The sequence below is a fragment of the Massilia brevitalea genome (assembly GCF_030711405.1).
GTDB lineage: Bacteria > Pseudomonadota > Gammaproteobacteria > Burkholderiales > Burkholderiaceae_D > Telluria > Telluria brevitalea.
The window spans coordinates 89873-113769 of the sequence record NZ_JAULSI010000019.1 but is presented as its reverse complement, the minus strand read 5'-3'; the positions used below and the strand labels follow the sequence as shown (position 1 = coordinate 113769).

General features: G+C 63.9%; 21 protein-coding genes and 4 tRNA genes. 14 read left to right on the top strand and 11 right to left on the bottom strand.

What is annotated here, in order from left to right; all coding sequences use genetic code 11:
- Nucleotides 1-342 precede the first annotated feature (342 nt).
- The gene (locus tag QWL29_RS13985) at nucleotides 343-696 is read left to right on the top strand and encodes a DUF3052 domain-containing protein (RefSeq protein ID WP_305823485.1); all 354 of its coding nucleotides are present in this window, start codon (nucleotides 343-345) and stop codon (nucleotides 694-696) included.
- Nucleotides 697-702: 6 nt separating this feature from the next.
- On the opposite strand, the gene queG is transcribed toward QWL29_RS13985, so the two are convergent.
- A complete protein-coding gene (gene queG, locus QWL29_RS13980; RefSeq protein WP_305823484.1) occupies nucleotides 703-1788 on the bottom strand; it encodes a tRNA epoxyqueuosine(34) reductase QueG in 1086 nt (361 codons plus the stop codon).
- A 57-nt stretch (nucleotides 1789-1845) separates the two neighbouring features.
- Between queG and tsaE the strand changes: the two genes are divergently transcribed.
- From tsaE to QWL29_RS13965, 3 genes are all read left to right on the top strand, one after another.
- Nucleotides 1846-2328 carry a tRNA (adenosine(37)-N6)-threonylcarbamoyltransferase complex ATPase subunit type 1 TsaE gene (gene tsaE, locus QWL29_RS13975; protein ID WP_305823483.1) on the top strand — a complete coding sequence of 161 codons (483 nt, stop codon included), beginning with the start codon at nucleotides 1846-1848 and terminating at the stop codon, nucleotides 2326-2328.
- Nucleotides 2295-3683 (top strand): N-acetylmuramoyl-L-alanine amidase, encoded by a 1389-nt coding sequence (locus QWL29_RS13970; RefSeq protein WP_305823482.1) that lies wholly within the window; start codon nucleotides 2295-2297, stop codon nucleotides 3681-3683. Before tsaE ends, QWL29_RS13970 begins: the two co-directional genes overlap by 34 nt.
- A 335-nt stretch (nucleotides 3684-4018) precedes the next feature.
- A complete protein-coding gene (locus QWL29_RS13965) occupies nucleotides 4019-4813 on the top strand; it encodes a D-hexose-6-phosphate mutarotase (protein ID WP_305823481.1) in 795 nt (264 codons plus the stop codon).
- 157 nt (nucleotides 4814-4970) lie between these two features.
- On the opposite strand, the gene QWL29_RS13960 is transcribed toward QWL29_RS13965, so the two are convergent.
- Both QWL29_RS13960 and QWL29_RS13955 read right to left on the bottom strand, forming a co-directional pair.
- On the bottom strand, nucleotides 4971-6143 hold the full coding sequence (locus tag QWL29_RS13960) for a carbonic anhydrase (protein WP_308635424.1): 1173 nt from the start codon (nucleotides 6141-6143) through the stop codon (nucleotides 4971-4973).
- Between the two features lie 188 nt (nucleotides 6144-6331).
- Nucleotides 6332-6976 carry a VTT domain-containing protein gene (locus tag QWL29_RS13955; RefSeq protein WP_229437262.1) on the bottom strand — a complete coding sequence of 215 codons (645 nt, stop codon included), beginning with the start codon at nucleotides 6974-6976 and terminating at the stop codon, nucleotides 6332-6334.
- A gap of 183 nt (nucleotides 6977-7159) precedes the next feature.
- On the opposite strand from QWL29_RS13955, the gene QWL29_RS13950 reads away from it, so the two are divergent.
- The 7 genes from QWL29_RS13950 (at nucleotide 7160) to QWL29_RS13920 (ending at nucleotide 11651) form a co-directional block, all read left to right on the top strand.
- Complete coding sequence (locus QWL29_RS13950; RefSeq protein WP_305823480.1) at nucleotides 7160-8077, top strand: peptidylprolyl isomerase; 918 nt, start codon at nucleotides 7160-7162, stop codon at nucleotides 8075-8077.
- Between the two features lie 58 nt (nucleotides 8078-8135).
- Complete coding sequence (gene mutL, locus QWL29_RS13945; RefSeq protein WP_305823479.1) at nucleotides 8136-10043, top strand: DNA mismatch repair endonuclease MutL; 1908 nt, start codon at nucleotides 8136-8138, stop codon at nucleotides 10041-10043.
- A gap of 1 nt (nucleotide 10044) precedes the next feature.
- A complete protein-coding gene (gene miaA, locus QWL29_RS13940; RefSeq protein ID WP_305823478.1) occupies nucleotides 10045-11007 on the top strand; it encodes a tRNA (adenosine(37)-N6)-dimethylallyltransferase MiaA in 963 nt (320 codons plus the stop codon).
- A gap of 81 nt (nucleotides 11008-11088) precedes the next feature.
- A tRNA-Met gene (locus QWL29_RS13935) sits at nucleotides 11089-11165 on the top strand.
- 85 nt (nucleotides 11166-11250) lie between these two features.
- Nucleotides 11251-11327: transfer RNA gene (locus tag QWL29_RS13930), tRNA-Met, on the top strand.
- A gap of 85 nt (nucleotides 11328-11412) precedes the next feature.
- Nucleotides 11413-11489 (top strand) — tRNA-Met (locus tag QWL29_RS13925).
- An 85-nt stretch (nucleotides 11490-11574) separates the two neighbouring features.
- Nucleotides 11575-11651: transfer RNA gene (locus QWL29_RS13920), tRNA-Met, on the top strand.
- A gap of 287 nt (nucleotides 11652-11938) precedes the next feature.
- Here QWL29_RS13920 and QWL29_RS13915 read toward each other — a convergent pair.
- The 5 genes from QWL29_RS13915 to QWL29_RS13895 form a co-directional block, all read right to left on the bottom strand.
- Nucleotides 11939-12247, bottom strand: coding sequence for a putative signal transducing protein (locus QWL29_RS13915; RefSeq protein ID WP_305823477.1), 309 nt, complete (start codon nucleotides 12245-12247; stop codon nucleotides 11939-11941).
- 74 nt (nucleotides 12248-12321) lie between these two features.
- Nucleotides 12322-13590, bottom strand: a complete 1269-nt coding sequence (locus tag QWL29_RS13910; protein ID WP_305823476.1) for a DUF445 domain-containing protein — start codon at nucleotides 13588-13590, stop codon at nucleotides 12322-12324.
- 31 nt (nucleotides 13591-13621) lie between these two features.
- Nucleotides 13622-14773 (bottom strand): CaiB/BaiF CoA transferase family protein, encoded by a 1152-nt coding sequence (locus tag QWL29_RS13905; RefSeq protein ID WP_305823475.1) that lies wholly within the window; start codon nucleotides 14771-14773, stop codon nucleotides 13622-13624.
- Nucleotides 14774-14819: 46 nt separating this feature from the next.
- A complete protein-coding gene (locus tag QWL29_RS13900) occupies nucleotides 14820-15974 on the bottom strand; it encodes an acyl-CoA dehydrogenase family protein (protein ID WP_305823474.1) in 1155 nt (384 codons plus the stop codon).
- A gap of 2 nt (nucleotides 15975-15976) precedes the next feature.
- Nucleotides 15977-17158, bottom strand: coding sequence for a lipid-transfer protein (locus tag QWL29_RS13895; protein WP_305823473.1), 1182 nt, complete (start codon nucleotides 17156-17158; stop codon nucleotides 15977-15979).
- A 173-nt stretch (nucleotides 17159-17331) separates the two neighbouring features.
- On the opposite strand from QWL29_RS13895, the gene QWL29_RS13890 reads away from it, so the two are divergent.
- Nucleotides 17332-19032 (top strand): cation:proton antiporter domain-containing protein, encoded by a 1701-nt coding sequence (locus QWL29_RS13890; RefSeq protein ID WP_305823472.1) that lies wholly within the window; start codon nucleotides 17332-17334, stop codon nucleotides 19030-19032.
- Between the two features lie 297 nt (nucleotides 19033-19329).
- Here the strand turns inward: QWL29_RS13890 and QWL29_RS13885 are convergent, their stop codons facing one another.
- On the bottom strand, nucleotides 19330-21288 hold the full coding sequence (locus tag QWL29_RS13885) for an AAA family ATPase (RefSeq protein WP_305823471.1): 1959 nt from the start codon (nucleotides 21286-21288) through the stop codon (nucleotides 19330-19332).
- A gap of 584 nt (nucleotides 21289-21872) precedes the next feature.
- Here QWL29_RS13885 and QWL29_RS13880 point away from each other — a divergent pair.
- Together QWL29_RS13880 and QWL29_RS13875 are read left to right on the top strand one after the other, a co-directional pair.
- Nucleotides 21873-22136 (top strand): PEP-CTERM sorting domain-containing protein, encoded by a 264-nt coding sequence (locus tag QWL29_RS13880; RefSeq protein WP_305823470.1) that lies wholly within the window; start codon nucleotides 21873-21875, stop codon nucleotides 22134-22136.
- A 24-nt stretch (nucleotides 22137-22160) separates the two neighbouring features.
- Nucleotides 22161-22265 carry a PEP-CTERM sorting domain-containing protein gene (locus QWL29_RS13875; RefSeq protein WP_305823469.1) on the top strand — a complete coding sequence of 35 codons (105 nt, stop codon included), beginning with the start codon at nucleotides 22161-22163 and terminating at the stop codon, nucleotides 22263-22265.
- A gap of 114 nt (nucleotides 22266-22379) precedes the next feature.
- Here the strand turns inward: QWL29_RS13875 and QWL29_RS13870 are convergent, their stop codons facing one another.
- Both QWL29_RS13870 and gstA read right to left on the bottom strand, forming a co-directional pair.
- Nucleotides 22380-22943 carry a DUF1697 domain-containing protein gene (locus QWL29_RS13870; RefSeq protein WP_305823468.1) on the bottom strand — a complete coding sequence of 188 codons (564 nt, stop codon included), beginning with the start codon at nucleotides 22941-22943 and terminating at the stop codon, nucleotides 22380-22382.
- Nucleotides 22944-22995: 52 nt separating this feature from the next.
- Entirely contained in the window at nucleotides 22996-23604 is a 609-nt protein-coding gene (gene gstA / locus QWL29_RS13865; RefSeq protein WP_305823467.1) for a glutathione transferase GstA, read from the bottom strand.
- Between the last annotated feature and the right edge of the window lie 293 nt (nucleotides 23605-23897).

The following is a 23897-nucleotide window of genomic DNA, read 5'->3' as shown; positions in this document are numbered from 1 at the left end:
ATCTTCTTCTTGCAAAACGGGTGGAGTCCATAGATACGGTTACCGTTATCAGCGAGATCATGCGAAACCCGATACGCAGCGCGTCCCGTAGGGTGGGCACTCGTGCCCACGCGGATTCAACCCACCACGAACAGCGCACGCAACAGCGCCACCAACCCCCGAAAAACCCTCCCGAACCCAGCCACAACTCCCGGTCACCGGAGCACGCGCACCGGACACCCTCCCCTCCTCCCCTTTCCCCAATCGCTTGTAAAATCAATTTGAACGCGTCGCCCCTTCCCGCCACGCGACGCCAACTTCTTTTAGGAAAAGCAGATGAACGAAAAGACAGTTGCAGACAGGATGTTTTTGCGAAACGCGAAATCGATGCAGGTCATCAACGGCGCCACCCACCCCTCGGTCGTAGCGCAATTTCCGCAAGAACTCATGAAAGAAGGCGACGGCCCCTTCGACGTAATCATGGCCTTTTGCCTGAACCGCAAGGAGCTCGAGGAAATCGTGCCCGCTGCCAAGGAACTCCTGGGCGACAAGGGCTCGCTCTGGATCGCCTACCTGAAACAGACCGCCTCGAAAGCCACCGACATCAATCGCGATTCCATCAGCGCCTACCTGAAGGAACAAGGCATCACCTCGGTCGCCATGATCTCCATCGACTTGGACTGGTCGGCCCTGCGCGCAAAACGCATCGAGGCATGACGCGTCCTAGACGCCATGCCGTTCCAGCGCCCAGGCAACGTGCTCGCGCACCAGCTCGGACGGGTGCTGCGCACGCGCACGCAGCGCTGCCACGATAGCCGGATCGCCGGCGCGCCCAGCCGCCGCATTGCCCAGCCCCACCGCCAGGTTACGCAGCCAGCGTTCGTGGCCGATACGCCGGATCGGACTGCCCTCGGTGCGGCGGTTGAACTCTTCCTCTTCCCAGGCAAAGAGTTCCACTAATGAAGAATCCCCCAAACCATTGCGCTCGTCGAAATCCGGCAACACCGCGCGCTGGGCAAACTTGTTCCATGGGCAAGCCAGCTGGCAATCGTCGCAGCCGTAGATACGGTTGCCGATCAGCGGCCGCAACTCCAGCGGAATGCTGCCCTTCAGCTCGATGGTGAGATAGGAAATGCAGCGCCGCGCATCCAGCCGCCCCGGGCCGAGGATGGCCTGCGTGGGGCAGAGATCGATGCAGTTGCTGCACTGCCCGCAGTGGCCGCTGGTCGCTTCATCCACGGGCAGCGGCAAGTCGACCAGGATCTCGCCGATGAAAAAGGTCGAGCCGGCGTCGCGCGACAGCAGCAGCGTATGCTTGCCGCGCCAGCCGAGGCCAGCCTTGGCTGCGAGCGGCAGTTCCATCACCGGCGCCGAATCGGTGAACACGCGGTAGCCGTACTCGCCGATCTCGCGTTTTACACGCTCGGCCAGCTGGGCCAGGCGGTTGCGCAGCACCTTGTGGTAGTCGCGGCCGCGGGCGTACACCGAGACCACGGCCGCGCCGGGGTCAAGCTGGCGGGCCGCCTCGTGCGCGCGCCAATCGCCCCCATCCCTCGGCAGGTAATCCATGCGCGCCACGATCGCGCGCACCGTACCCGGCACCAGTTCGGCCGGCCGGGCGCGCTTCATGCCGTGGCTTGCCATATAATCCATCTCGCCATGGTGCCCGGCCGCCAGCCAGGCCTGCAAGCCTGCCTCGGCATGCGCGAGGTCGACGTCGGCAATGCGCACGTCGGCAAAGCCGAGCTCTCGCCCCCACGCCTTGATGGCGCGCGCGAGTTCGTGCAGGTCGGGGGAAGTTGGAATCATGGCAAGAAGAATCACACTGACGGCGCCGGCGCGCCGCGAAACCTACCATTTTAATTGATGCAGCACTTCACAGCCTACCTGCCGGACGAAGCAGCCACCGCCGCCCTGGGCGCCGCCCTGGCGCGCGCCGTCGTTCCCGGCCTGGTCATCTACCTGCACGGCGACCTTGGCGCCGGCAAGACCGCGCTCACCCGTTCCCTGATCCAGGCGGCCGGTCACAAGGGCACCGTGAAAAGCCCGACCTACACCCTGTCGGAGCCCTACCGCGTGCAGCTCGACGGCCAGCCGGTCAACGTCATCCACTACGATTTGTACCGCATGTCGAGCCCGGAAGAATTCCTGGACGCGGGCTTTCGCGACGATTTCGACGGCAAGAATATCTGCATCGTCGAATGGCCGGAAAAAGGCGAACCCGTGTTGCCATTGCCCGACGTTAAAGTCTTGCTTAATGTTAGCGGCCTCGGGCGTACTGTAGAATTGCAGGCGTTGTCCGAATTAGGCCTGCTATGCCTCGACCGCCTCTCCTTCCCGCTCCCCTGACGTCCAGCTCCCGCCGCACCCTGCTCAAGGCCGGCGGTACCCTGCTGCTGTCGGTGGTCGCCCCGCTGCCCGCCGGGGCCGCCCAGATCCTGGCGGTGCGCGTCTGGCCGGCCGACGACTACACCCGCGTCACGCTGGAAAACGACAGCGACCTGAAGACCGAACACTTCCTGGTGCCCGATCCGCCGCGCCTGGTGGTCGACATCGACGGCCTGGACCTGAACAGCACGCTGAAAAGCCTGGTGGCCAAGGTCGAGCCGAACGACCCCTACATCAAGCAGGTACGCGTGGGCCAGAACCGCCCGAAAGTGGTGCGCCTGGTGTTCGATTTGAAGGAAGAGATCAAGCCGCAAGTGTTCACGCTGGCCCCGGTCGGCACGTATAAACACCGCCTGATTTTTGATTTGTATCCGGTGCGCGAGGCGGATCCGATTGCGGCCCTGATCGAAAAAGGCGAATGGTCGCCCGGCGACGGTACCCCGACCGCGGTACCGGCCCAGCCCGCGCCAGCCCAGCCGCCGGTGCCCGATCCGGTAGGCCGCATCGAGGCCGAGATCGCGGCCCTGGGCGGCACGCCGCAGGTGGCGCCGCCACCGGCGCCCGGCAAGTCGCTGATCAAGCCGAAGCCGCCCGTGAATAACGTGGTGCGCATGGTGACGATTGCGCTCGACCCCGGCCATGGCGGCGAAGACCCGGGCGCCATCGGCGCCACCGGCAGCCGCGAAAAGGACATCGTGCTGGCCGTGGCCAAGCGCCTGAAAACCAAATTGGAAGCGCTGCCCAACACGCGCGTGATGCTGACCCGCGACGGCGATTATTTCGTCCCGCTCGGCACCCGTGTGGAAAAGGCGCGCAAGGTGCAGGCCGATTTGTTCGTCTCGATCCACGCCGATGCGTTCACGGTGCCGACCGCGCGCGGGTCCTCGGTGTTCGTGCTGTCGGAAAAAGGCGCCACCTCCACCGCCGCGCGCTGGCTGGCGAACGACCAGAACAAGGCCGACATGATCGGCGGCGTCAACCTCGGCAAGCATGACAAGCAGCTCGCCAGCGTCCTGTTCGACCTCTCGACCACGGCCCAGATCAACGACAGCCTGAAGCTCGGCAAGGCCGTGCTGGGCGAGATCGGCGGCATCAACCGCCTGCACAAGGCGGCGGTCGAGCAGGCCGGCTTTGCGGTGCTCAAGGCGCCGGATATCCCATCGATCCTGGTCGAGACGGCCTTTATCTCGAACCCGGAAGAGGAAGCCAAGCTGAAGGACGACGGCTACCAGGATCAACTGGCGAATGCGATTGCCAAGGGCATCAAGCGCTACTTCTCGGCGAATCCGCCGATGGCCAAGAGCCGCGCACTTTAGTCCAAGGCACTTTAGCTCAACTTAACCATGTGAAGTTTAGCTAAGCCTGGCTTAATTTGGCGCATCTGGCTCAGGTTAGCGAGGCTGCCAGTTCCTCGGCACCGGTACCGGCGCGCCGGGTACCAGAGCATCGGCGAAGTGGCCGCGCGCGTCGCACGAGACGGCCGTAGAGGAGGCAGTGCTGTGATGCCCCCCTGCCGGCAGCGCCGAAACCAAAGACCGACTGCTAGCGCTCGGCCGCCCATTCGAGAAATTGGGTTGGTGTCGTCCCGGCGCATCGGTCCGATGGACATGGCATACTACGCGCCCACGTAACGATTCGACAACTCATCGATATGGAAGCCGCAATCCAGACCACCTACGGCCAGCTGCCGGCCCTGCTCCTCACCGCACCCGACGGCGCGCAAGCCTGCGTCACCCTGTACGGCGCCCACCTGATTTCCTGGCGCGGCGCCGACGGGCGCGAGCGCCTGTTCTGCAGCGCCCAGTCGGCGCTCGACGGCAGCCGTGCGATCCGCGGCGGCGTGCCGGTGATCTTTCCCCAGTTCGCCGAACGCGGCGACGGCATGCGCCACGGCTTTGCGCGCGTGAGCAACTGGCGCGTGGCCGACAGCGGCGTCGAGCAGGGCTGGGCGTTTGCCGTCTTCGCGCTGGAGCCAGGCGACCTGGCGCCGGCGCATGCCGCGGCCTGGCCGCATGGCTTTGCGCTGGCGCTGCGGGTCGCCATCCACGCCAACGAACTGAGGATGCGCTTAGAGGTACGCAATGCCGGGCAGGATGCGTTTCCGTTCGCGGCGGCGCTGCACACCTATCACCTGGTGGGCGATATCGGGACCGTGCGCATCAACGGCGTCGAGCGCGAGGAGCTGGCGATCACGGGCAAGTTCGACCAGGTGTACGAGGATGTGGCGCCGCCGCTGGCGCTGGTCGACGGCGGTCTCGTACTGACCGTGCGCCAGGAAGGGTTTACCGATGCGGTGGTGTGGAATCCGGGCGCGGAAGATGCGGCGGCGCTGTCGGACATGGCGGACGAGGAGTACCGGCGTTTCGTGTGCATCGAGCCGGCCTTGTTGAATGGGCCGGTGCTGCAGCCGGGCGAGCACTGGGTGGGCGAGTACCACGTCAGTTGATGGCCGTAGACGCATGCACCATGTTGGCGTTATTGAGCCGCGTGGACGCAGCGTTTACGCGTGGGCACGGGGCGCCCACCCTACGAACGCACACGTTTGTTGATCACGTCACAGAATCAATCAGCGCATAAAAAAGCCGGCTCGCGCCGGCTTTCGTTCAATGCGACTCCTTCACCATCCGCCCTTCGCTCTCCTGCAGCGGCCGCGCATTCAGCGGATACAGGCGCGAGAACAGGGCCATCTGCGCCGGCGACGCCGTCATCGGCTGCTTCATCACGATCCACAGCACGTTCTCGGTGCACGGCGGCGTGGTCTGCGAACCCATGTAGGTGTAATACTCGCGGCGCTCCGGCAGCAGTTCCATCGGGTCCAGCGGCTCGCCCGACGCCACCTGCTGGTTCTTCTCCAGCGGGATGTTGTTCCACACGGTCTGTATGGCGTCGTTGGCCCTGCCGCGTTCGAGCAGCACGGCGACGATGGCCAGCTTGCCGCCCGGGCCGCGGTGTTCCAGGTGGATCACCATCTCGGTGCCCTTGCCGTTGATTTTTTCTTCCGACGGACGGTGGAAGTGGAACTGCACCAGTTCGTAGCTCTGGTTCCCGATCGTCATGAAGTTGCCGCGCGCGAGGTTGACCTGCACGGTTTTGCCGTTGTCGACCTCGGTGTAGTCCGAGAAACGGTAGTTGAAGTCAATCTCGTCCAGGCTCACCTTCATGCCGTCGCGGATGTCGATCGGCGACTGGCGCTTGCCGGCGCCGCACTGCGACCAGGCGGGATTGATCTTGCCCCAGTTCTCGGGGCCGAACTCGCCTTCGTAATCCCAGTGATTGCTGATCTTCGGCGCGGCGGCGGCCACGGCGACAACAGCGGCTGCGGCGGCTTCCTTCTTGCGCCTGGCATCGGCAGCTTTCTTCGCCTTGGCGGCGGCGGCCACGCGCGCGGCCTGCTTGGCGCGCATCTCGGCCAGGCGCTCGGCGATGCGCACCGACAAATCGACCTCGGCATCTTCTTCGCTGGCGGCGGAGATGGCCGAGGCGGCCTTGTCGGCGCTGGCGGCGCTGGTCTTGCCCGTCTTGTCAGCGGCTTTCTCGCCCTTCGGCTCCTTGTCGGCAGCGGCCTTGTCGGCGACCGTCTTGTCGGCGGCGCGGGCAATCGCCAGTGCGGCGGCCTTGTCGGCGGCGGCTTTGTCGGCAGCGGGCGCGGCCTTGTCGGCAGGCTTCTCGACCGGTTTGGCGCTGGCCGGCTTGGCGATATCGGCCGCCAGCTTCTTGGCCGCGTCCGCTTCCGGCTTGGCGGCGTGGGCAGGTTCGTTGGCGCTTGCGTGAAGCATGACGAGGCTGCAAGCAAACAGGGCAATGAAGTGGCGCATGGGGTTGGTGGAAGTTATCTACCCTCCTTTAACGACGCTTCCGTACGGAAACTTGAGTGTTTTTGCCGATTTAAGCGCCCTGCCAAAAGAAAAAGCGCCAGATAAATCCGGCGCTTTGATCATTCGAGCAAGAGAGTTGTCGATCCGGCTTATCGGCTCAGCATCCTGCGGCCGAACTTCCACAAACCGCCCAGCATCAGCGGCACGATCGCCGCGCTCACGCCCACCAGCACGATCTCGGTCAGGTGGTCGCGGATGATAGGAATGTTGCCGAAGAAGTAGCCTGCGGTCACCAGGCTGGCGACCCACAGCACGGCGCCGGTGATGTTGTACAGCTGGAAGCGGGTATGGGTCATGTCCGACACGCCGGCCACGAACGGAGCGAAGGTGCGCACCACCGGCACAAAGCGCGCCAGGATGATGGTCTTGCCGCCGTGCTTTTCGAAGAAGTCGTGGGTGCGGTGCAGCGCGTCCTTGTTGATCCAGCGGTAATCATGGGTGAACATGCGCTGACCGACGGCTTCGCCGATGTAGTAATTCAGGGTATTGCCTGTGACGGCCGCGATGATCAACAGCGCCATCAACAGCGGATAACTCATCTCGCCGGTGGCGCAGAAGGCGCCGGCGATGAAGAGCAAGGTGTCGCCCGGGAAGAAAAACAGGACCACGAGACCGGTCTCGCAGAACACGATGGCAAACAGGACGATGTAGACATACACGCCGTACTGGGCCAGCAGGACGCCCAACGTCTTATCGACATGAAGAATCATGTCGAAAAATTGCATCAGATCCATAATTTTCCTAAACGGTAACGACGCATCATACCATTAGTGAGCCCGCCAAAACCTCTGGCCGGACAAGCAGACCTCCCGCCGCTCGCGGTTTTTAAGGGTCTGTTAAGTTTCCGAAACACCCAAATTCAGGTCTACAATTACCTTATACAAACAACAAAGGTGGTGGAGATGAATGTTGGAACGATGACTATCGGTGCGCTGGTGTTGGCCGGTGCGTTTGCCAGCGCACTCGCGCAGGCAGCCGAGCCGAAACCCTTGCCGCTGAAGGCGAGCGTGGGCGAAATCGTCAAGGAATCGAAGGCGTCCGACTGGCGCCCGCTCGACCTCGAGAACACGCTCTACATGGACTTGCCCGGCGGCCGCGTAGTGATCGAACTGGCGCCGCCCTTTGCGCCGAACCATGCCGCCAACATCAAGGCCCTGGCGCGCGAGCATTATTTCGACGGCCTCGTGATCCTGCGCTCGCAAGACAACTTCGTGGTCCAGTGGGGCGATCCGGACGAAAAGAATCCGCGCCCAACAAAAGACGCGAAGATGAAGCTGAAGGCCGAGTTCACCGCGCCGATAAAGAACGACCGCCACTTCACGCGCCTGAAGGACGTCGACGGCTACGCGCCGCAGGTCGGCCACTCGAACGGCTTCCCGGTCGGGCGCGATCCGAAGAAGGGTGAAACCTGGCTTGCGCACTGCTACGCCATGGTCGGCGTGGGCCGCGACAACGAAGCCGACAGCGGCGGCGGCACCGCGCTGTACGTGGTCACCGGCCAGGCGCCGCGCCACCTGGACCGGAATATTACCGTGGTCGGACGCGTGGTGTCCGGCATGCCCTTGTTGTCGAGCATGCCGCGCGGCCCGGCGCCGATGGGTTTCTATGACAAGCCGGAGATGCAGGTGCCGATTACCGCCTTCCGCGTGGCGGCGGACGTGCCGGCCTCGGAGCGCAGCAACTTCGAAGTGATGCGCACCGACAGCGCGACGTATCAGAAAGTGGTGGAAGCCCAGCGCAACCGCGGCGGCCCGTGGAACGTGGTGGCGGCCGGGCATGTCGACTTGTGCAATGCGCCGATTCCGGTGCGTGAGCAGGGCAACGCACAAAAATAAGACAGCCTTGGGGCCGGAGGATGGGCCGGCGATTTCGGCGCGCGATATAATCCGAACGATGAACGCGCCCGTCCCTACCCATCGTCCCATCCAGCAACTTCCCGACCAGCTGATCTCGCAGATCGCCGCTGGCGAGGTGGTCGAGAGGCCCTCGGCCGTCGTCAAGGAGTTGCTGGAAAATGCGCTGGACGCCGGCGCCACCCAGATCACGGTGCGCCTGGAGGAAGGCGGCGTCAAGCGCATCGCGATCACCGACAACGGCCGCGGCATCGAGCCCGACCAGATGCCGCTCGCCCTGGCGCGCCACGCCACGTCGAAGATCGCCTCGCTGACCGACCTCGAGAACGTGGCGACGCTGGGCTTTCGCGGCGAGGCGCTGGCTTCGATTGCCTCGGTGGCGGCGGTGTCGATCACCTCGCGCACCAAGGACGCGCCGCATGCCTGGGAAATCGTCGGCTCGCACCTGGGCCAGGTCGTGCCCTCCTCCGGCCCGCTAGGCACCACCATCGACGTGCAGGATTTGTATTTCAATACGCCGGCGCGCCGCAAGTTTTTAAAATCCGAGCAGACCGAATACGGCCACTGCGCCGAAGTCGTGCGCCGCATCGCGCTGGCGCGCCCCGACGTCTCGTTCAGCCTCACGCATAACGGCCGCACCATCGACCACTGGACCGTGGGCGAAATGGCCCGGCGCAGCAGCCAGATCCTCGGCAGCGATTTCGCCGAGGCGCGCATCGCCATCGACGAGTCGGCCGGGCCGCTGCGCCTGTTCGGCTATGCCGGTTTGCCGACCGCCTCCAAGGCGCGCGCCGACGGCCAGTTCTTCTACGTGAACGGACGGTTTGTCCGCGACAAGGTGCTGGTGCACGCGGTGCGCGCCGCCTACCAGGACGTGCTGCACGGCGACCGCTTCCCCTCGTACGTGCTGGCGCTGGACCTCGACCCGGCGCTGGTCGACGTCAACGTCCACCCATCGAAGACCGAAGTGCGCTTTCGCGACAGCCGCGCCGTGCACCAGTTCGTATTCCACGCGGTGCAGCGCGCGCTGGCGCAGACCTCGGCCACGGCGCACGGCAGCGTGCCGCCGCCCCTGAGCGCGGCCGAGATCACGCCGACGTCCTCGAACGCGAATGTGACTGCAAACTGGCGCCGTCCGCATGAACAGACCTCGTTCGGCGCGCAGTTGGCGCCGACCTTCTCGCCATCGCCCTACCCGCCGGGCAGCCGCTGGGATGCGCCGGCAACGCAGGGTGTGGCGCAATCCACTGCCAGTTACGGCGCGCTGTTTGCCGATCCTGAACGGTCGGCTTCATCGGCGCCGCTGCAGGTGGCGCCGATGCCGGCCGTATCGAACGCGCCCAGCAACGACGACTTCCCGCTCGGCTTCGCGCTGGCCCAGCTGCACGGCATCTACATCCTGGCCCAGAACACGCGCGGCCTGGTGCTGGTGGACATGCACGCGGCGCACGAGCGCATCCTGTACGAGCAGTTGAAGAATGCACTCGACGCCCAGGTCGACGGCCAGGACATGCAGGTGCAGTCGCTCCTGATTCCGGTGACCTTCTTTGCCGACGCCATCGAGGTGGCCACCGCCAACGACCACCAGGACACGCTCAAAGCCCTCGGCTTCGACATCGCCGCCCTGTCGCCGACCACGCTGGCCGTGCGCGCGGTGCCGACGCTGCTGAAGAACGCCGACGCCCAGACGCTGGCGCGCGACGTGCTGCGCGACGTGCGCGAATTCGGCGGCTCGCGTGTGCTGATCGAGCGCCGCAACGAGCTGCTCGGCACACTCGCCTGCCACACGGCGGTGCGCGCCAACCGCATCCTCACCATCCCAGAGATGAACGCGCTGCTGCGCCAGATGGAAAGCACCGAGCGCGCCGACCAGTGCAATCATGGCCGTCCGACCTGGGTCCAGCTCGACATCGCGGCCCTCGACAAACTGTTCCTGCGCGGTCAATAACATGTTCAACGAAGTAGACAACGCCCGGCCGCTGGCCGTGGCGATCATGGGCCCGACCGCGTCGGGCAAGACTGCGACCGCGCTGGCCATTGCGCGCGCGCGTCCGGTGGAAATCATCTCGGTCGACTCGGCCCTGGTGTACCGCGAGATGGACATCGGCACCGCCAAGCCGACCGCCGAGGAATTGGCCGCCGTGCCGCACCACCTGATCGACATCATCGACCCGCTCGACGCCTATTCGGTGGCCCAGTTCAGGAACGACACGCTGCGCCTGGTGGCCGAGATCAGCGCACGCGACGCCTTGCCGCTGCTCGTCGGCGGCACGATGATGTATTTCAAGGGGCTGACCGAGGGCCTGGACGACTTGCCGACCGCCGATGCCGCCGTGCGCGCGCGCCTCGATGCGGAAGCCGCGCAAATCGGCTGGCCCGGCATGCACGCCAGACTGCGCTTGCTCGATCCGGTGACGGCGGACCGCCTGGCGCCAGCCGACGCCCAGCGCATCAACCGCGCGCTGGAGATCATCGAACTGTCCGGCAAGCCGATGTCGGAACTGCTGGCGCGGCGCGCAAAACCGGTGCTGCCGTTCGAGCTGGTGTCGTTTGCGCTGGAGACGCCGGACCGCAGCATCCTGCACAAGCGCATCGCGCTGCGTTTCGAGCAGATGCTGGGCACGTCCGACGACACCGGCATCGTGGCCGAGGTGGCGCGCCTGCGTGCACGCGGCGATCTGTCGCCGAATCTGCCGTCGATGCGCTGCGTCGGCTATCGCCAGAGCTGGGATTACCTCGACGGCAAGATCGACCGCGCCGGCCTGCTCGAGACCGGCATCATCGCCACGCGCCAGCTGGCCAAGCGCCAGCTGACCTGGCTGCGCGCGATGCCGGAGCGGATCGTGGTCGACTTCATGGGGCGCGACCCGGCCGGCGAGATCCTGCGCCACCTGGACGGCTTGTCGGATTAGCACTGCCAAGAAAAACGCGCACTGTTTCGCTGAAGCAGCCTTGACAGAGCGCGTTCCGCCTTGGATAATATCGTTCTCTTTGGTGATATAGCTCAGTTGGTTAGAGCACAGCACTCATAATGCTGGGGTCGGTGGTTCAAGTCCACCTATCACCACCAGGATTCAAGGCAAATGGCTTGGCTCACGCGAGTCGGGCCATTTTGCTTTAAGCAGTATCGTTGTTCAGTTTCGGTGCTCAGTTTCGGTGATATAGCTCAGTTGGTTAGAGCACAGCACTCATAATGCTGGGGTCGGTGGTTCAAGTCCACCTATCACCACCAGGATTCAAGGCAAATGGCTTGGCTCACGCGAGTCGGGCCATTTTGCTTTAAGCAGTATCGTTGTTCAGTTTCGGTGCTCAGTTTCGGTGATATAGCTCAGTTGGTTAGAGCACAGCACTCATAATGCTGGGGTCGGTGGTTCAAGTCCACCTATCACCACCAGGATTCAAGGCAAATGGCTTGGCTCACGCGAGTCGGGCCATTTTGCTTTAAGCAGTATCGTTGTTCAGTTTCGGTGCTCAGTTTCGGTGATATAGCTCAGTTGGTTAGAGCACAGCACTCATAATGCTGGGGTCGGTGGTTCAAGTCCACCTATCACCACCAGAAGATAGAAAAGCCGCCGGTTCGCAAGAATCGGCGGCTTTTTTTGTTCATACGGCGGTTTTTGTTCACGCCACGCCGACCGTACGGTGGGCACTCTGTGCCCACGCGGAAGCCTGCACCATGCCAGCGATATTTGAATCGTACGGATGCCATTTGTTGGCGCTTCCAAATGATCATCCCGATACGTTTCGATGGGCTTGGGTCACGGGGTGAAACCCTGCCAACCATGCTCATCGTTCCGCGTGGGCACGGCGTGCCCACCGTACGAGAAACGTCGGCGATAAGCTTTATACCTCGGCATCCTCATCCAACTCGAATTCACCCCGCCCAAACGCCTCGATCACTTCCTGCGCCTGCTGCAGGTAATCGGCCGGCACCAGAATGCGCACGCCGCCCAGCGCGGGCGCCAGTAACAGGTCCGCCTGCATCAAATGTGCATCCGCCAATACCGCCGGAATGCCGGCGGCTTCCAGGCAACCGCGCATCAGTGCGGCATCCATCGGAATCATGTAACGCGCAATGATGAACAAATCGCGTCCGGGTATGGCTTCGATCTCCGGGTGTGCGGCCAGCCATGCGTCGAGTGCTTGATCCATGAGCTTCCCCCTGCCGTGGTGATGGATGAGCGAATACTACCTGTCCCAGCGCTGGTGCGACGCCGGATTGGATGTCAATGCATCATGCCCGGCAAGGAAGACAGCAGGTACAGGATCACCCCGATCAAGCCGCCGACGATCGTGCCATTTATGCGAATAAATTGTAAATCCTTGCCGATATTCAGTTCGATTTGTTCTGACATCTCGGCGCTGTCCCAGTTCTTCACGGTGTCGGCGATGTGGTGGGTCAGGAAGACCGCGAATTCCGGCGCCGCCGCACGCGAGGCCAGCTCCAGGTTCTCGTTCAGTGACTGGCGCAGTTGCGGGTCTTCGGCCAGGGTCTGGCCGAGCCAGGCGCCCACCGATTCGATGCGCCCGCGCAGCATCGAGTTCTCGCTGTGCAGATCGCGTTTCAGCCACGCGCGCAATTCGTTCCAGAGCGAGGCCAGGTAATTGTTCAGCGCTTCGTCGTTCAGCAGGTAGTTCTTGATTTCCTCGCTGCGCTCACTGAATGCCGGGTCGGCTTTCAGGCGCGCGATGAATTCGGCCGTGAACACATCGAAGCGCTGGCGCAGCGGGTGGTGCGGGTCTTCGCTCACCTTGTTCAGGATGCCCGATGCCAGGCGCACGGCGATATCCGCGCCTTTGCGGCCAATCAGCTCCGAAGGCAGCATCTTTTCGATAAAGGCATATTCTTCCTTCAGCCAGTCGACGATGCCCTGCGCAATATAGGATTGCGTTTCCTCGTTATCCAGCAGCGTCGCCAACTGGTGAATGCCCTCGTTCAGCAGTTCCTGGTGCCGCCCTCCCCGCGTCAGGCTTTCCAGGATAGTGCCGGCCGATTTCGACAAATCGACGCTTTTCACCATCGAGTGCACGGCCTTGCGCAGGAAGTTCTGTATCGCCGTGTCTTCGGTGAAGTCGAGCATCCAGGACGCGACTTTCACCAGGTAGTGGCCCATGCGCTCGGTGTTCGCCGGTTTTACCAGCCAGTCGGCCACTTTTTGCGCCGGGTCGTGCTTGCGGATCAGGCCGACGATGGATTCGGTATCGAGGAATTTCTCGCGCACGAACAGCGCCAGGTTATCGGCGATCTTGGCCTTGTTGTTCGGGATGATGTTGGTGTGGCGCGAGACAACCGGAATCGGCACGCGCTTGAACAGCGCCACCACGGCAAACCAGTCGGCCAGCGCGCCGACCATCGCCGCTTCGGAAAAGGCTTTCAATAATCCCGTCCACCAGGTCTGGGGCAGGAAAAAGCTGAGGACGAATAGGGCGGCGGCGCCGATGAAGAAGGCCAGCGCCAGCCGTTTCGATTGGTCGAGTTCGCGTTCTTTCGTCATGGGTACGGTAAGTGTTTATTCCGTAGCAATCCTATATGACTTGAAAGGTTTTCAGCTTTTCGATTGCTTCAGGCGGCCAGCCCCAGTCGGCCAGCACCTCGGCGCTGTGCTGGCCGGGCGTGGCGGGCGCGGCGCCGGCTTCGGGCACGGTGCGGCTGAAGCGTGGCGCCGGGGCGGGCTGGGTGACGCCGTCGATGTCGACGAAGGCGCCGCGTGCGCGGTTGTGCGCGTGTCGAGGGGCTTCCGCCATGTCGAGCACGGGGGCCACGCAGGCGTCGCTCCCTTCGAGCAGTGCGCACCATTCGTCGCGCGTGCGGGTGGCGAACAGGGTGGCGAATTTCGCCTTCAGTTCGGGCCAGCGCCCCTGGTTCCACTGCTTGCCGAAGTCCGGGTCGGTGGCGCCGGTGAGTGCCAGCAGCCGGGCGTAGAACTGCGGCTCGATCGCGCCGAGCGCCAGGAATTTGCCGTCGCGGCAGGCATAGGTGTCGTAGAACGGGGCGCCGCCATCGAGCATGTTGGCCCCGCGGGCATCAAGCCAGGAGCCGTGTGCGCGCAGGCCGTACAGCATGGCGCCGAGCAGGGCGGAACCGTCGCTCATGGCGGCGTCGACCACCTGGCCCTTGCCCGAATTGCGCGCTTCCAGTGCGGCGCAGACCACGCCAAAAGCCAGCATCATGGCGCCGCCGCCGAAGTCGCCGACCAGGTTCAGGAGCGGGGTGGGCGGGGTGTCGGCGCGGCCCATGGCGTGCAGCATGCCGGACAGGGCGATGTAGTTCAGGTCGTGGCCGGCGGCTTGCGACAAGGGGCCGGTCTGGCCCCAGCCGGTGATGCGGCCATAGACCAGCCTTGGGTTGCGCGCGTGGCAGGCGTCGGGGCCGAGGCCAAGGCGCTCCATGACGCCGGGGCGGAAACCTTCGAGCAGGATGTCGGCTTGTTCTGTGAGCTTCAGGACGACTTCCCTGGCTTCGGGGTGTTTCAGGTCGAGGGCGAGGGAGCGGCGGCCGCGGGCCATGACGTCGTATTTGGTGCCGAGCGAGGGGAAAGGCGTTTCGGCGCCGGGCCTGGGTTTGCGGTCGATGCGGATGACCTCGGCGCCCATGTCGGCCAGCATCATGGCGGCGAAGGGACAGGGGCCGATGCCGACCAGTTCGATGATTTTGATACCGGTGAGGGGTCCGGGCATGTGTTTTCGTTTTCGAGTGTTCAACGGCGCTACCGCCCATCCGACATCACAGGGAGCGGGCGATGATCTCTTTCATGATCTCGTTGGCGCCGCCATAGATGCGCTGGACGCGGGCGTCGACGTACATTTGCGCGATCGGATATTCGAGCATGTAGCCGTAGCCGCCGAACAGCTGCACGCATCCGTCGACCACCTTGCATTGCAGGTCGGAGATCCAGTATTTCGCCATCGAGGCGCGTACGGTGTCCATGCGGCCCGCCAGCATGTCTTCGACGCAGCGGTCGATGAAGATGCGCGCCACCGTGGCTTCGGTCTTGATTTCGGCCAGCACGAAGCGGGTGTTCTGCATCTCGATCAGGGCCTGGCCGAAGGCGCGGCGTTCCTTTGCGTGTTCCACGGTCAGGTGCAATGCGCGCTCGATGGCGGCCACGCCGGCCACGCCGATGATGGTGCGCTCGTAGGGCAGCTCGGTCATCAGCTGGACGAAGCCCCTGCCCTCCTCGCCGCCGAGCACGTTCGCCAGCGGCACGTGCGCGTCGTCGAAGAACAGCTCGCAGGTATCCTGCCCCTTCTGGCCGACCTTTTCCAGGATGCGGCCGACGCGGAAACCGGGATTGTCGCGGGTTTCCAGCAGCATCAGCGAGATGCCTTTGGCGCCGCCGGCCGGGTCGGTCTTGGCCACCACCAGGATCAAATCGGCAAGGTAGCCGTTCGAGATGAAGGTCTTCGAGCCATTCAGGCGGTAGCCGCCTTCGGCGCCGGGGGTGGGCCTCGTGGCCGTGGTGCGGATGCCCTTCAGGTCCGAGCCGGCGCCCGGTTCCGACATGGCGATCGCCGCCACCATCTCGCCGCTGGCCAGCTTGGGCAGGTAGTGGCGCTTCTGCTCCTCGGTGCCCTGGTTCAGCAGGTAGTGGGCGACGATGGCGTGCACGTGCAGGCCGAAGGCCATGTCGCCGGCGTAGCCGAGTTCCTCGAACACCACGGCCATGTGGGCGAAGCTGCCGCCGCTGCCGCTGTATTCCTCGGGGATGTCGGCGGCGAGCAGGCCCATCTCGCCCGCCTTGTTCCACAGGTCGCGGTCGACGTGCTGTTGCTGGCGCCAGCGCTCGCCGTGCGGGGCGATTTCGCTGGCCACGAAGCGGCGCACGGCGTCGCGGAAACCATCGAGTTCCGGATTGGTCCAGGAAGGCGTGATCTCCATGTTCAGCCTGCGCAGTACATGGTCACGACACAGGCCCCGCCCAGGCCCAGGTTGTGCTGCAAGGCCGTGCGCGCACCCTCGACCTGGCGCGCACCGGCGCTGCCGCGCAGCTGGTGGGTCAGCTCGAAGCATTGGGCCAGGCCGGTGGCGCCGAGCGGGTGGCCCTTCGACAGCAGTCCGCCCGAAGGATTGGTGACGACCTTGCCGCCGTAAGTATTGTTGCCGTCGCGGATGAACTTGTCGGCGCCGCCTTCCGGGCACAGGCCCAGGGCTTCGTAGGTGATCAATTCATTGTGGGCGAAGCAGTCGTGCAGCTCGATCACGTCGATATCGTTTGGGCCGATGCCGGCCTGTTCGTAGACCTTGGCGGCGGCTTCGCGGCTCATGTCGTAGCCGACCAGGCGCATCATGTCGCCCGCGTCGAAGGTGCTGGCGCGGTCGGTGGTCATGGCCTGGGCGGCGATATGGACGCCGGCGCGCAGGCCGCGCTTCTTCGCGAACTCCTCGGACACCAGCACGGCGGCGGCCGCGCCGCAGGTCGGTGGGCAAGCCATCAGGCGCGTCATTACGCCGGGCCAGATGGCGGGGGCGTCGAGCACGTCCTGGGCCGACACCTCCTTGCGCAGCAGCGCCAGCGGATTGTTCACGGCGTGGCGGCTGGCCTTGGCCCGGATGCGGGCGAATGCTTCCAAAGGCGTGCCGTACTTTTCCATGTGCGCGAGGCCCGCGCCGCCGAAGTAGCGCAGCGCCAGCGGAATCTCGGGTTTGCCGACCAGGCGGTCGGTGACGGCGTCGAAGTCGTCGAAAGGCGCCGGGCGGTCAGTGAACACCGAGCCAAGGGCCCCGGGGCTCATCTGCTCGAAGCCCAGCACCAGTACGCACTCGGCGGCGCCGCTGGCGATGGCCTGGCGCGCCAGGAACAGGGCCGTGGAGCCGGTCGAGCAGTTGTTGTTGACGTTGACGATGGGGATGCCGGTCATGCCGACGCCGTACAAGGCCTTCTGGCCGCAGGTCGAGTCGCCGTAGACGTAGCCGGCGTAGGCCTGCTCGATGTCGGCGTAGGCTATGCCGGCGTCCTGCAACGCGGCGCGGGCGGCCTGCGCGCCCATCTCGTGATACGGCGCGCTGGCGCCGGGCTTGGCGAACGGGATCATCCCGACGCCGGTCACATAAACCTTGTTCATGCTCGTCTCCTGATTGTGTATGGACCTGTGGTCCTTTTTTATCGTTCGATTATAGACAGATACAGCCGCGCTGGAAGCCGCAGGTGCCCGAAGCCCTGCTCTATTTTTTTATCAGCAATGTTGCTACGTCGCTTATACTGCTCCGATTCCACCTTGATAAGGAGCTGTACTGCATGCATCACGAACTCAGTCTGATCACCACCATTGCCGCCGCGCTGGGCTTCGGCCTCCTCTTCGGGATGCTCGCCGTGCGCCTGAAGTTGCCCGCGCTGGTTGGCTACCTGGCCGCCGGTATCGTCATCGGCCCAGCCACACCCGGCTTCGTTGCCGATGTGTCGCTGGCCTCGCAACTGGCCGAGATCGGGGTGATGCTGCTGATGTTTGGCGTGGGCCTGCACTTCTCCCTGCGCGACCTGCTCGACGTGCGCCGGATCGCCCTGCCCGGCGCCATCCTGCAGATTGCGGTAGCGACTGCGATGGGCATCGGCATGGCCCACCTGTGGGGCTGGAGCCTGGGCGCCGGCCTGGTGTTCGGCCTGGCGCTGTCGGTGGCCAGTACCGTGGTGCTGCTGCGCGCGCTGGAAAGCCGCGGCATCCTCGACTCCATGAACGGCCGTATTGCGGTCGGCTGGCTGGTGGTTGAAGACCTGGTGACGGTGCTGGTGCTGGTGCTGCTGCCGGCGATTGCCGGCCCGCTCGGCGGCAAGGGCGCCGATGCCGACGTGTCGATCTGGTACGCGCTCGGCAAGACCCTGCTGCAGGTCGGCGCCTTTATCGCCTTCATGCTGCTGGTCGGGCGCAAGCTGTTCCCCTGGTTCCTGTGGCGCGTGGCCAAGACCAATTCGCGCGAGCTGTTCACGCTGGCGGTGATCGCCGCCGCCGTCGGCATCGCCTACGGTTCGTCGGAACTGTTCGGCGTGTCGTTCGCGCTGGGCGCCTTCTTTGCCGGCATGGTGCTGCGCGAGTCCGATCTGTCGCACCGCGCGGCCGAAGAATCGCTGCCGCTGCGCGACGCGTTCTCGGTGCTGTTCTTTGTATCGGTCGGCATGCTGTTCGATCCGATGGTGCTGGTCGACAGCCCGCTGAAAGTACTGGGCGTGGTCGCCGTCATCATCTTCGGCAAGTCGATCGCGGCGATGCTGCTGGTGCTGGCGCTGCGCTATCCGCTCAATACCGCGATCACCGTCTCGGCCAGCCTGGCGCAGATCGGCGAGTTCTCCTTCATCCTGGCCGCGCTCGGCATTTCGCTGGGCCTGATGCCGCAGGAAGGGCAAAGCCTGATCCTGGCCGGCGCGATCATCTCGATTGCGGTGAACCCGCTGCTGTTCACGGCGATCGAGCCGCTGCAGCGCTGGCTGCGCGCCAATTCCGCTGCGGTGCGCAAGCTCGAATCCTCGCCCGATCCGCTGGCCGAGCTGCCGATGACGGTGCCGCACGAGCGCCTCAGCGGCCAGGTGGTGCTGGTCGGCTACGGCCGCGTGGGCCGGCGCATCGCCGACGCCCTCATCGCGCAGGGCATCCATTACGTGGTGGCCGAGCAGAACCGCGAGATCGTCGACGCCCTGCGCAAGCGCGACCAGCCGGCGGTGGTGGGCAATGCGGCGGAACCGGCGGTGCTGATCCAGGCGCACATCGCGCGCGCGGCGGTGCTGGTGATCGCCACGCCGGATACCTTCCACGTGCGTACCATGATCGAGACCGCCAAGGCGCTCAATCCGACGGTGCGCGTGGTGGTGCGCACGCATAACGAGCAGGAAGCCGAGCTGCTGCGCGAGGATACCGGCGGCAAGGTGTTCCTGGGCGAGCACGAGCTGGCGGGGAGCATGACGCGCTATGTGCTCGATACCTTGAAGGATGCGCAGCACGCGCATTAAAGCGCGGATTGCGGCATATCCTGTACGGTGGGCACTCCGTGCCCACGCGGATACGTACGTATCCGATGGACGGCTGCGGCGACGCGTCGCTCGCGATGCATGCGACGGCCTGAAAAACCTGCCTCGCATCTTGCACCGTCGTCGGAAACGTCAGCGGGCGAATTATCCCTGCCGCGTGTGCAAGGATGAACACGTAACCGCGTGGGCACGGAGTGCCACCGTACGGTCGACTATCCCGAATAAAAAAAGCCCGCCGGCGCATTGCGCGCAGCGGGCTTTTTTACGCGGGAAGCTGAATTACGCGGCAACCATCTCGCCCGTCTCCGAGCACAGCTTCAGGTTCGCATGCTTCGGTGCGAACTGCAGCAGTTCCTTGCGCTCTTCGAGCAGCGCGAACACGGCGTCTTTTGAGAGCACGTACTGGTCGAGCAGCGTGTCCTTGATCGACTCGATCATGGCGCGGTAGTCGCGCATGGCGCCCAGGGTATAGCTGTACAGTTCGTCGGCCTTGTCTTCCATCTGGCGCAGGGTGTGCTCGCCGCTGGCGTCGTTCTTCAGCTGGCTGTAGTCGATCTTCGAGCGCGAGTACATCGACAGGCGATTGACCATCAGGTTCAGCATCTTGGTCACTTTCTCGATGTCGTTCTGGGCGCCGACCGAGATACCGCGGGCGCCGTAGAACAGCTCCTCGGCCGCCATGCCGCCGTACAGGCCGATCACGTCGCGTTCGAGTTCTTCCAGCGTGCGCAGCGACATGTCGTCACCGGACTGCAGCACGTAGCCGAGGGCGCCGATCTTCGAGACGGCTTCGGTCGAGATTTTGAGCAGGTGCGACTTTTCCTTCACTTCGTCGAGCGACAGGCCGGCGCGCAGGTGCGGGTCGATCTGCATGAAGAAGTGGCCCAGTTCGTGCAGGGCGATGCGTTCGCGCTGCTTGTGTTTTTCAGCCGTGGTGGCGCGGTCGGTCAGGCCGATGGTGGCGCGCTCGTAGGCACGGAACAGCAAATCGGTGTTGATGATCGCCTTTTCCTGGATCGACAGCATCGAAGCGCGTTCGACCACGGTTTCCAGCAGCGCCGGGCTCAGGTTCTGGGTGATTTCCGCCACCTGGTCCAGGTCGAGGTCGTCGTAGTCGACCAGGCCTTCTTTTTTACGCGACAGGAAGCTGCGCAGCAGTTCGCGGCGTTCAGTCTTGTTCGGCAGGCGGAAGTTGATCTTCACCGAGAAGCGGCGCAGCATCGCTTCGTCCATCTCGGTCGAGGCATCGTCGAAGTTCGAGGCGATGATCCAGATCACGCCCGATCCCTTGTCGCTCTTCACGCCGTCCAGCAGGCCGAGCAGGGTGTTGGCGGTATCGTCTTCCCATTTCTTTTCGCTGCGGCCGCGCGGCATGAACAGGCTCTGGCCTTCGTCGAGGAAGATGATGCACTTGCCCTTGGCGCAAGCCTTGCGGTACAGGGCGTTCAGGGCTTTCGAGCCGCCGCCGACGTAACCCGATTCCAGGGCCGAGCCCGAGGCCGAGATCAGCGGCAAATTCAGGCGCTTGGCCAAATAGCCGACCAGCTTGGTTTTACCCGTGCCGGCAGGACCGGTCAGCATCACGTTGAACGGCTTGTCGATGTTGTGCGACGCATATTCGTCGCGGTTGCGGATCATGTCTTCCAGGTGCAGCACTTCCTGCTTGATGTCTTCCATGCCGATCAAATCGTCCATGCTGCCCTTCAGCTTGTCCGGGGTGATCATGGTCGAGCTCGCACCCATGCCCGGGATGCCGAACTTCAGGCAATACACGATCAGGAGCAGCAGCACGATCTCGAAGGCGTGGCGCTTCATGAAGTCGACGGCGTGGTCGCCGGCCGAACCTTCTTCTTCCAGCACGGCCTTGTGCGAAGCCAGGTAGTCGTCCTTGGCGATCGAGTAGGGAATGGCGTTCTTCAGAAGGACTTCGCGTTCCAGGCTCAGGTGCGAGGTGCTCGGCACCTTGACCACGTGCAGTTCCGGCGCACCCTTGAACTTGAACACATAGCGCGGCGACTCCGACAGCGGCTTGGCCACCATCAGGTAATCGAGCTTGTCCTTTTGCGTGGCCAGGCGCGTGATTTCGGAAATGTCCTGCGAGTGGACGACCGGGCTCGTGTCTTGCGGCTTGTCCGCCGACCAGATCGCCACGCCAGTCATCGCACCCAGCATCACGGCTGCGGCAATGCGCACGTACACGTTCTTGAAAGCGATCTGGAGTCGGGCAAAGTTGGGCATGTTCGGTACTCTACGAATGTATGGTGCGCGTGATGCAACAGTGCGTGAAGCGGAGGCGGCCTTCCGGGTGCGCTTGTCGGAATGGCGGCGGCGTATTCAAAGGCCGCATGGAGTCGAACAGATAAGCATTCGACATCTTTTTGATGCCGGTAGGCAACAGCGATAGGGAGACTATACCCGTAAAGAAAACCCAGATGTATACGCCAGGCTTAAATTTTCTTGATCGGTAGCATAGGTAGAAAGGCTGACAAGGGAATTCGTTGTGAGCCTGTCAAAAGTATCGGTAAAGCGTCTATTCATAGCGGCAAGAGCTTGACCTTTTGACAATAAATGAAGACCGAAATCTTGGTTCATTGATATGCACGGCCTTGATGCCTGTCGCATTTCTTTAACATGGCGAAGGAGTACGTTCGTGCGGCGCTGCGCTGCTGCCTGCGATGTGCACACCCATCGCACGCAAATCGAACGCAACTCGGTCAGCGGTTTTTGTTATGCTTTTCGAATAGCCGGCGGCATCAGCACGATCGCCCCGGTTTTTCGAAAGGCGTTTGTACCCAGCACTATCTGCAAGGAAGGGAACAATCGTGAACAGATTCTTTATCGCCCTGGCGCTGGGGCTGCTGGCGGGCGGTGCGGCGCAGGCAACCGTCATCGACCTGTCGGCGCCGCATGCCGCCGCCCCGCCCCGGGTCGCCGACCTGGCCCCCACACCCCGTCTCGACGTCGTCGGCCCGCCGCGCCACATGTCGGAATTGCCGGAGCCGGAAGTGTTTGCGATGATGCTGGTTGGCCTGGTGCTGCTCGGTTACCGGGCACGCCGGCGCGACAGCAGCGAAAAGTTCAAATGACGCGTTAAGTACCGCGTCNGCCACATGTCGGAATTGCCGGAGCCGGAAGTGTTTGCGATGATGCTGGTTGGCCTGGTGCTGCTCGGTTACCGGGCACGCCGGCGCGACAGCAGCGAAAAGTTCAAATGACGCGTTAAGTACCGCGTCACGTAGAGGATGTGAAAAAATTGTCAGGGCAAGGCGCCGAGTCGAAGACAGTACGAGCGTACGGCGAGACGAGGCAACGCAGCCATGGCGATTTTTTCACATCCTCGTAATGCGCGGCGCTTCCGTGCAGAGCGCATACAGCTTGCACAGGGTATTCCAGTTGCGCGAAGTGGTCGTGTCGCCCAGCTGCTTGCCGAGCGCGGCCGCCGCAGGGCTGTCGAGCACGCCATCCGGGCACCAGACATAGGCGGCATGCTGGCCAACGGCCAGGGCGCCCTCGCCCCAGTCGCGTTCGCACAGCGGCGCAATCGCCGCGCGCGCAGCCGCGTCCGGCAGCAGGAAGACCAGCAGGCGCGCATGGTCGGTCGACAGCGGCAACAAGGTGTTTTCTGCCAGCACAGCGGCCAGGACTGCATCGTCCAGCACCATCACGCGCGCCGCCACGCCGAGTTTCAGCACCATGGCTTCTTCGATAGCCTTGGCGGCGCCAAGCGGATTGATGTCACCCGCGCCGAACACGATGTTCCCGCTGTTGAGCAGGCTGCGCACGTCGGTATGGCCGAGTTCGGCCACCAGGGTGCGCAGGTCGGCCATGGCCACGCGCTTGGCGCGGCCCACGTTGATGCCGCGTAACAGGGCAATATAGCGTTTGCTGGTCATGCGGCCATGTTACCGCCCATGGAGCTGGGCAGCATCATTTTATTTATGCAACTTATTTCAACAAGCCTTCGGCGCGCAGGGCGGCCTGTACGGCCGGGCGTGCACCGATGCGCTCGCGGAAGACTTGCAGTTGCGGCCAGTCGGCCAGGCTGAACTTGACCACGTCGGCCCAGCCCAGCACGGTGAACAGGTAGGCATCGGCCACGCCGAACTGGCTGCCCGCCAGGAAGTCGCGGCCTTCCAGGTGGCTTGCAACGTGCGAGAAGCGCAGTGCCAGCATCTTGCGCGCGTTGGCGCGCATGTCGTCGCTTGCGTCCGGCTTGAACAGCGGGCTGTAGTTCTTGTGCAGCTCGGTGGAAATGTAGTTCAGCCAGCCCAGGGCCTGGTAGCGCTCGACCTGGCCGACGGCAGGCAGCAGGCCGGTTTGCGGCGCGAGATCGGCCAGGTACTGGACGATAGCCGGGCCTTCGGTCAGCACGGTACCATTCTCCAGTTCGAGCGCCGGCACGTACCCGTTCGGATTGATGCTGCGGAAGTCCGCGCCGCCGGCCGTGCGTTTCTTGCCGAGGTCGACGCGCTCGGTGCTGAAGGGCAGGCCCGTTTCGAGCAGGACGATGTGCGGGGACAGCGAGCAGGCGCCGGGGCTGAAATACAGTTTCATGTAGGGTCCTTTGTCTGGGTGAAGGGCATGGCGAATAGCCAGGCCGCCCGGGCGGGCAGCAAACGCCGCGCCGAGGCAGCGCGAGAATACCGTATCCGGGACCTGCCTGCTTGGGGCCGCTCAATCCGCCCGGTTCACGCGCTGGACGCAAAAAAATACCGGCCTGCCCTGGAGGGCGCCGGAAAATGCAGGACTGGGAAAACGTGCGTCCGGAAGGACGAGGAAGGAAAACCGACAGCGTGCGCGGCGCTTAGCGCGCCGGGCAGCTGCCGCGCATCACCGGTGGCACGGCA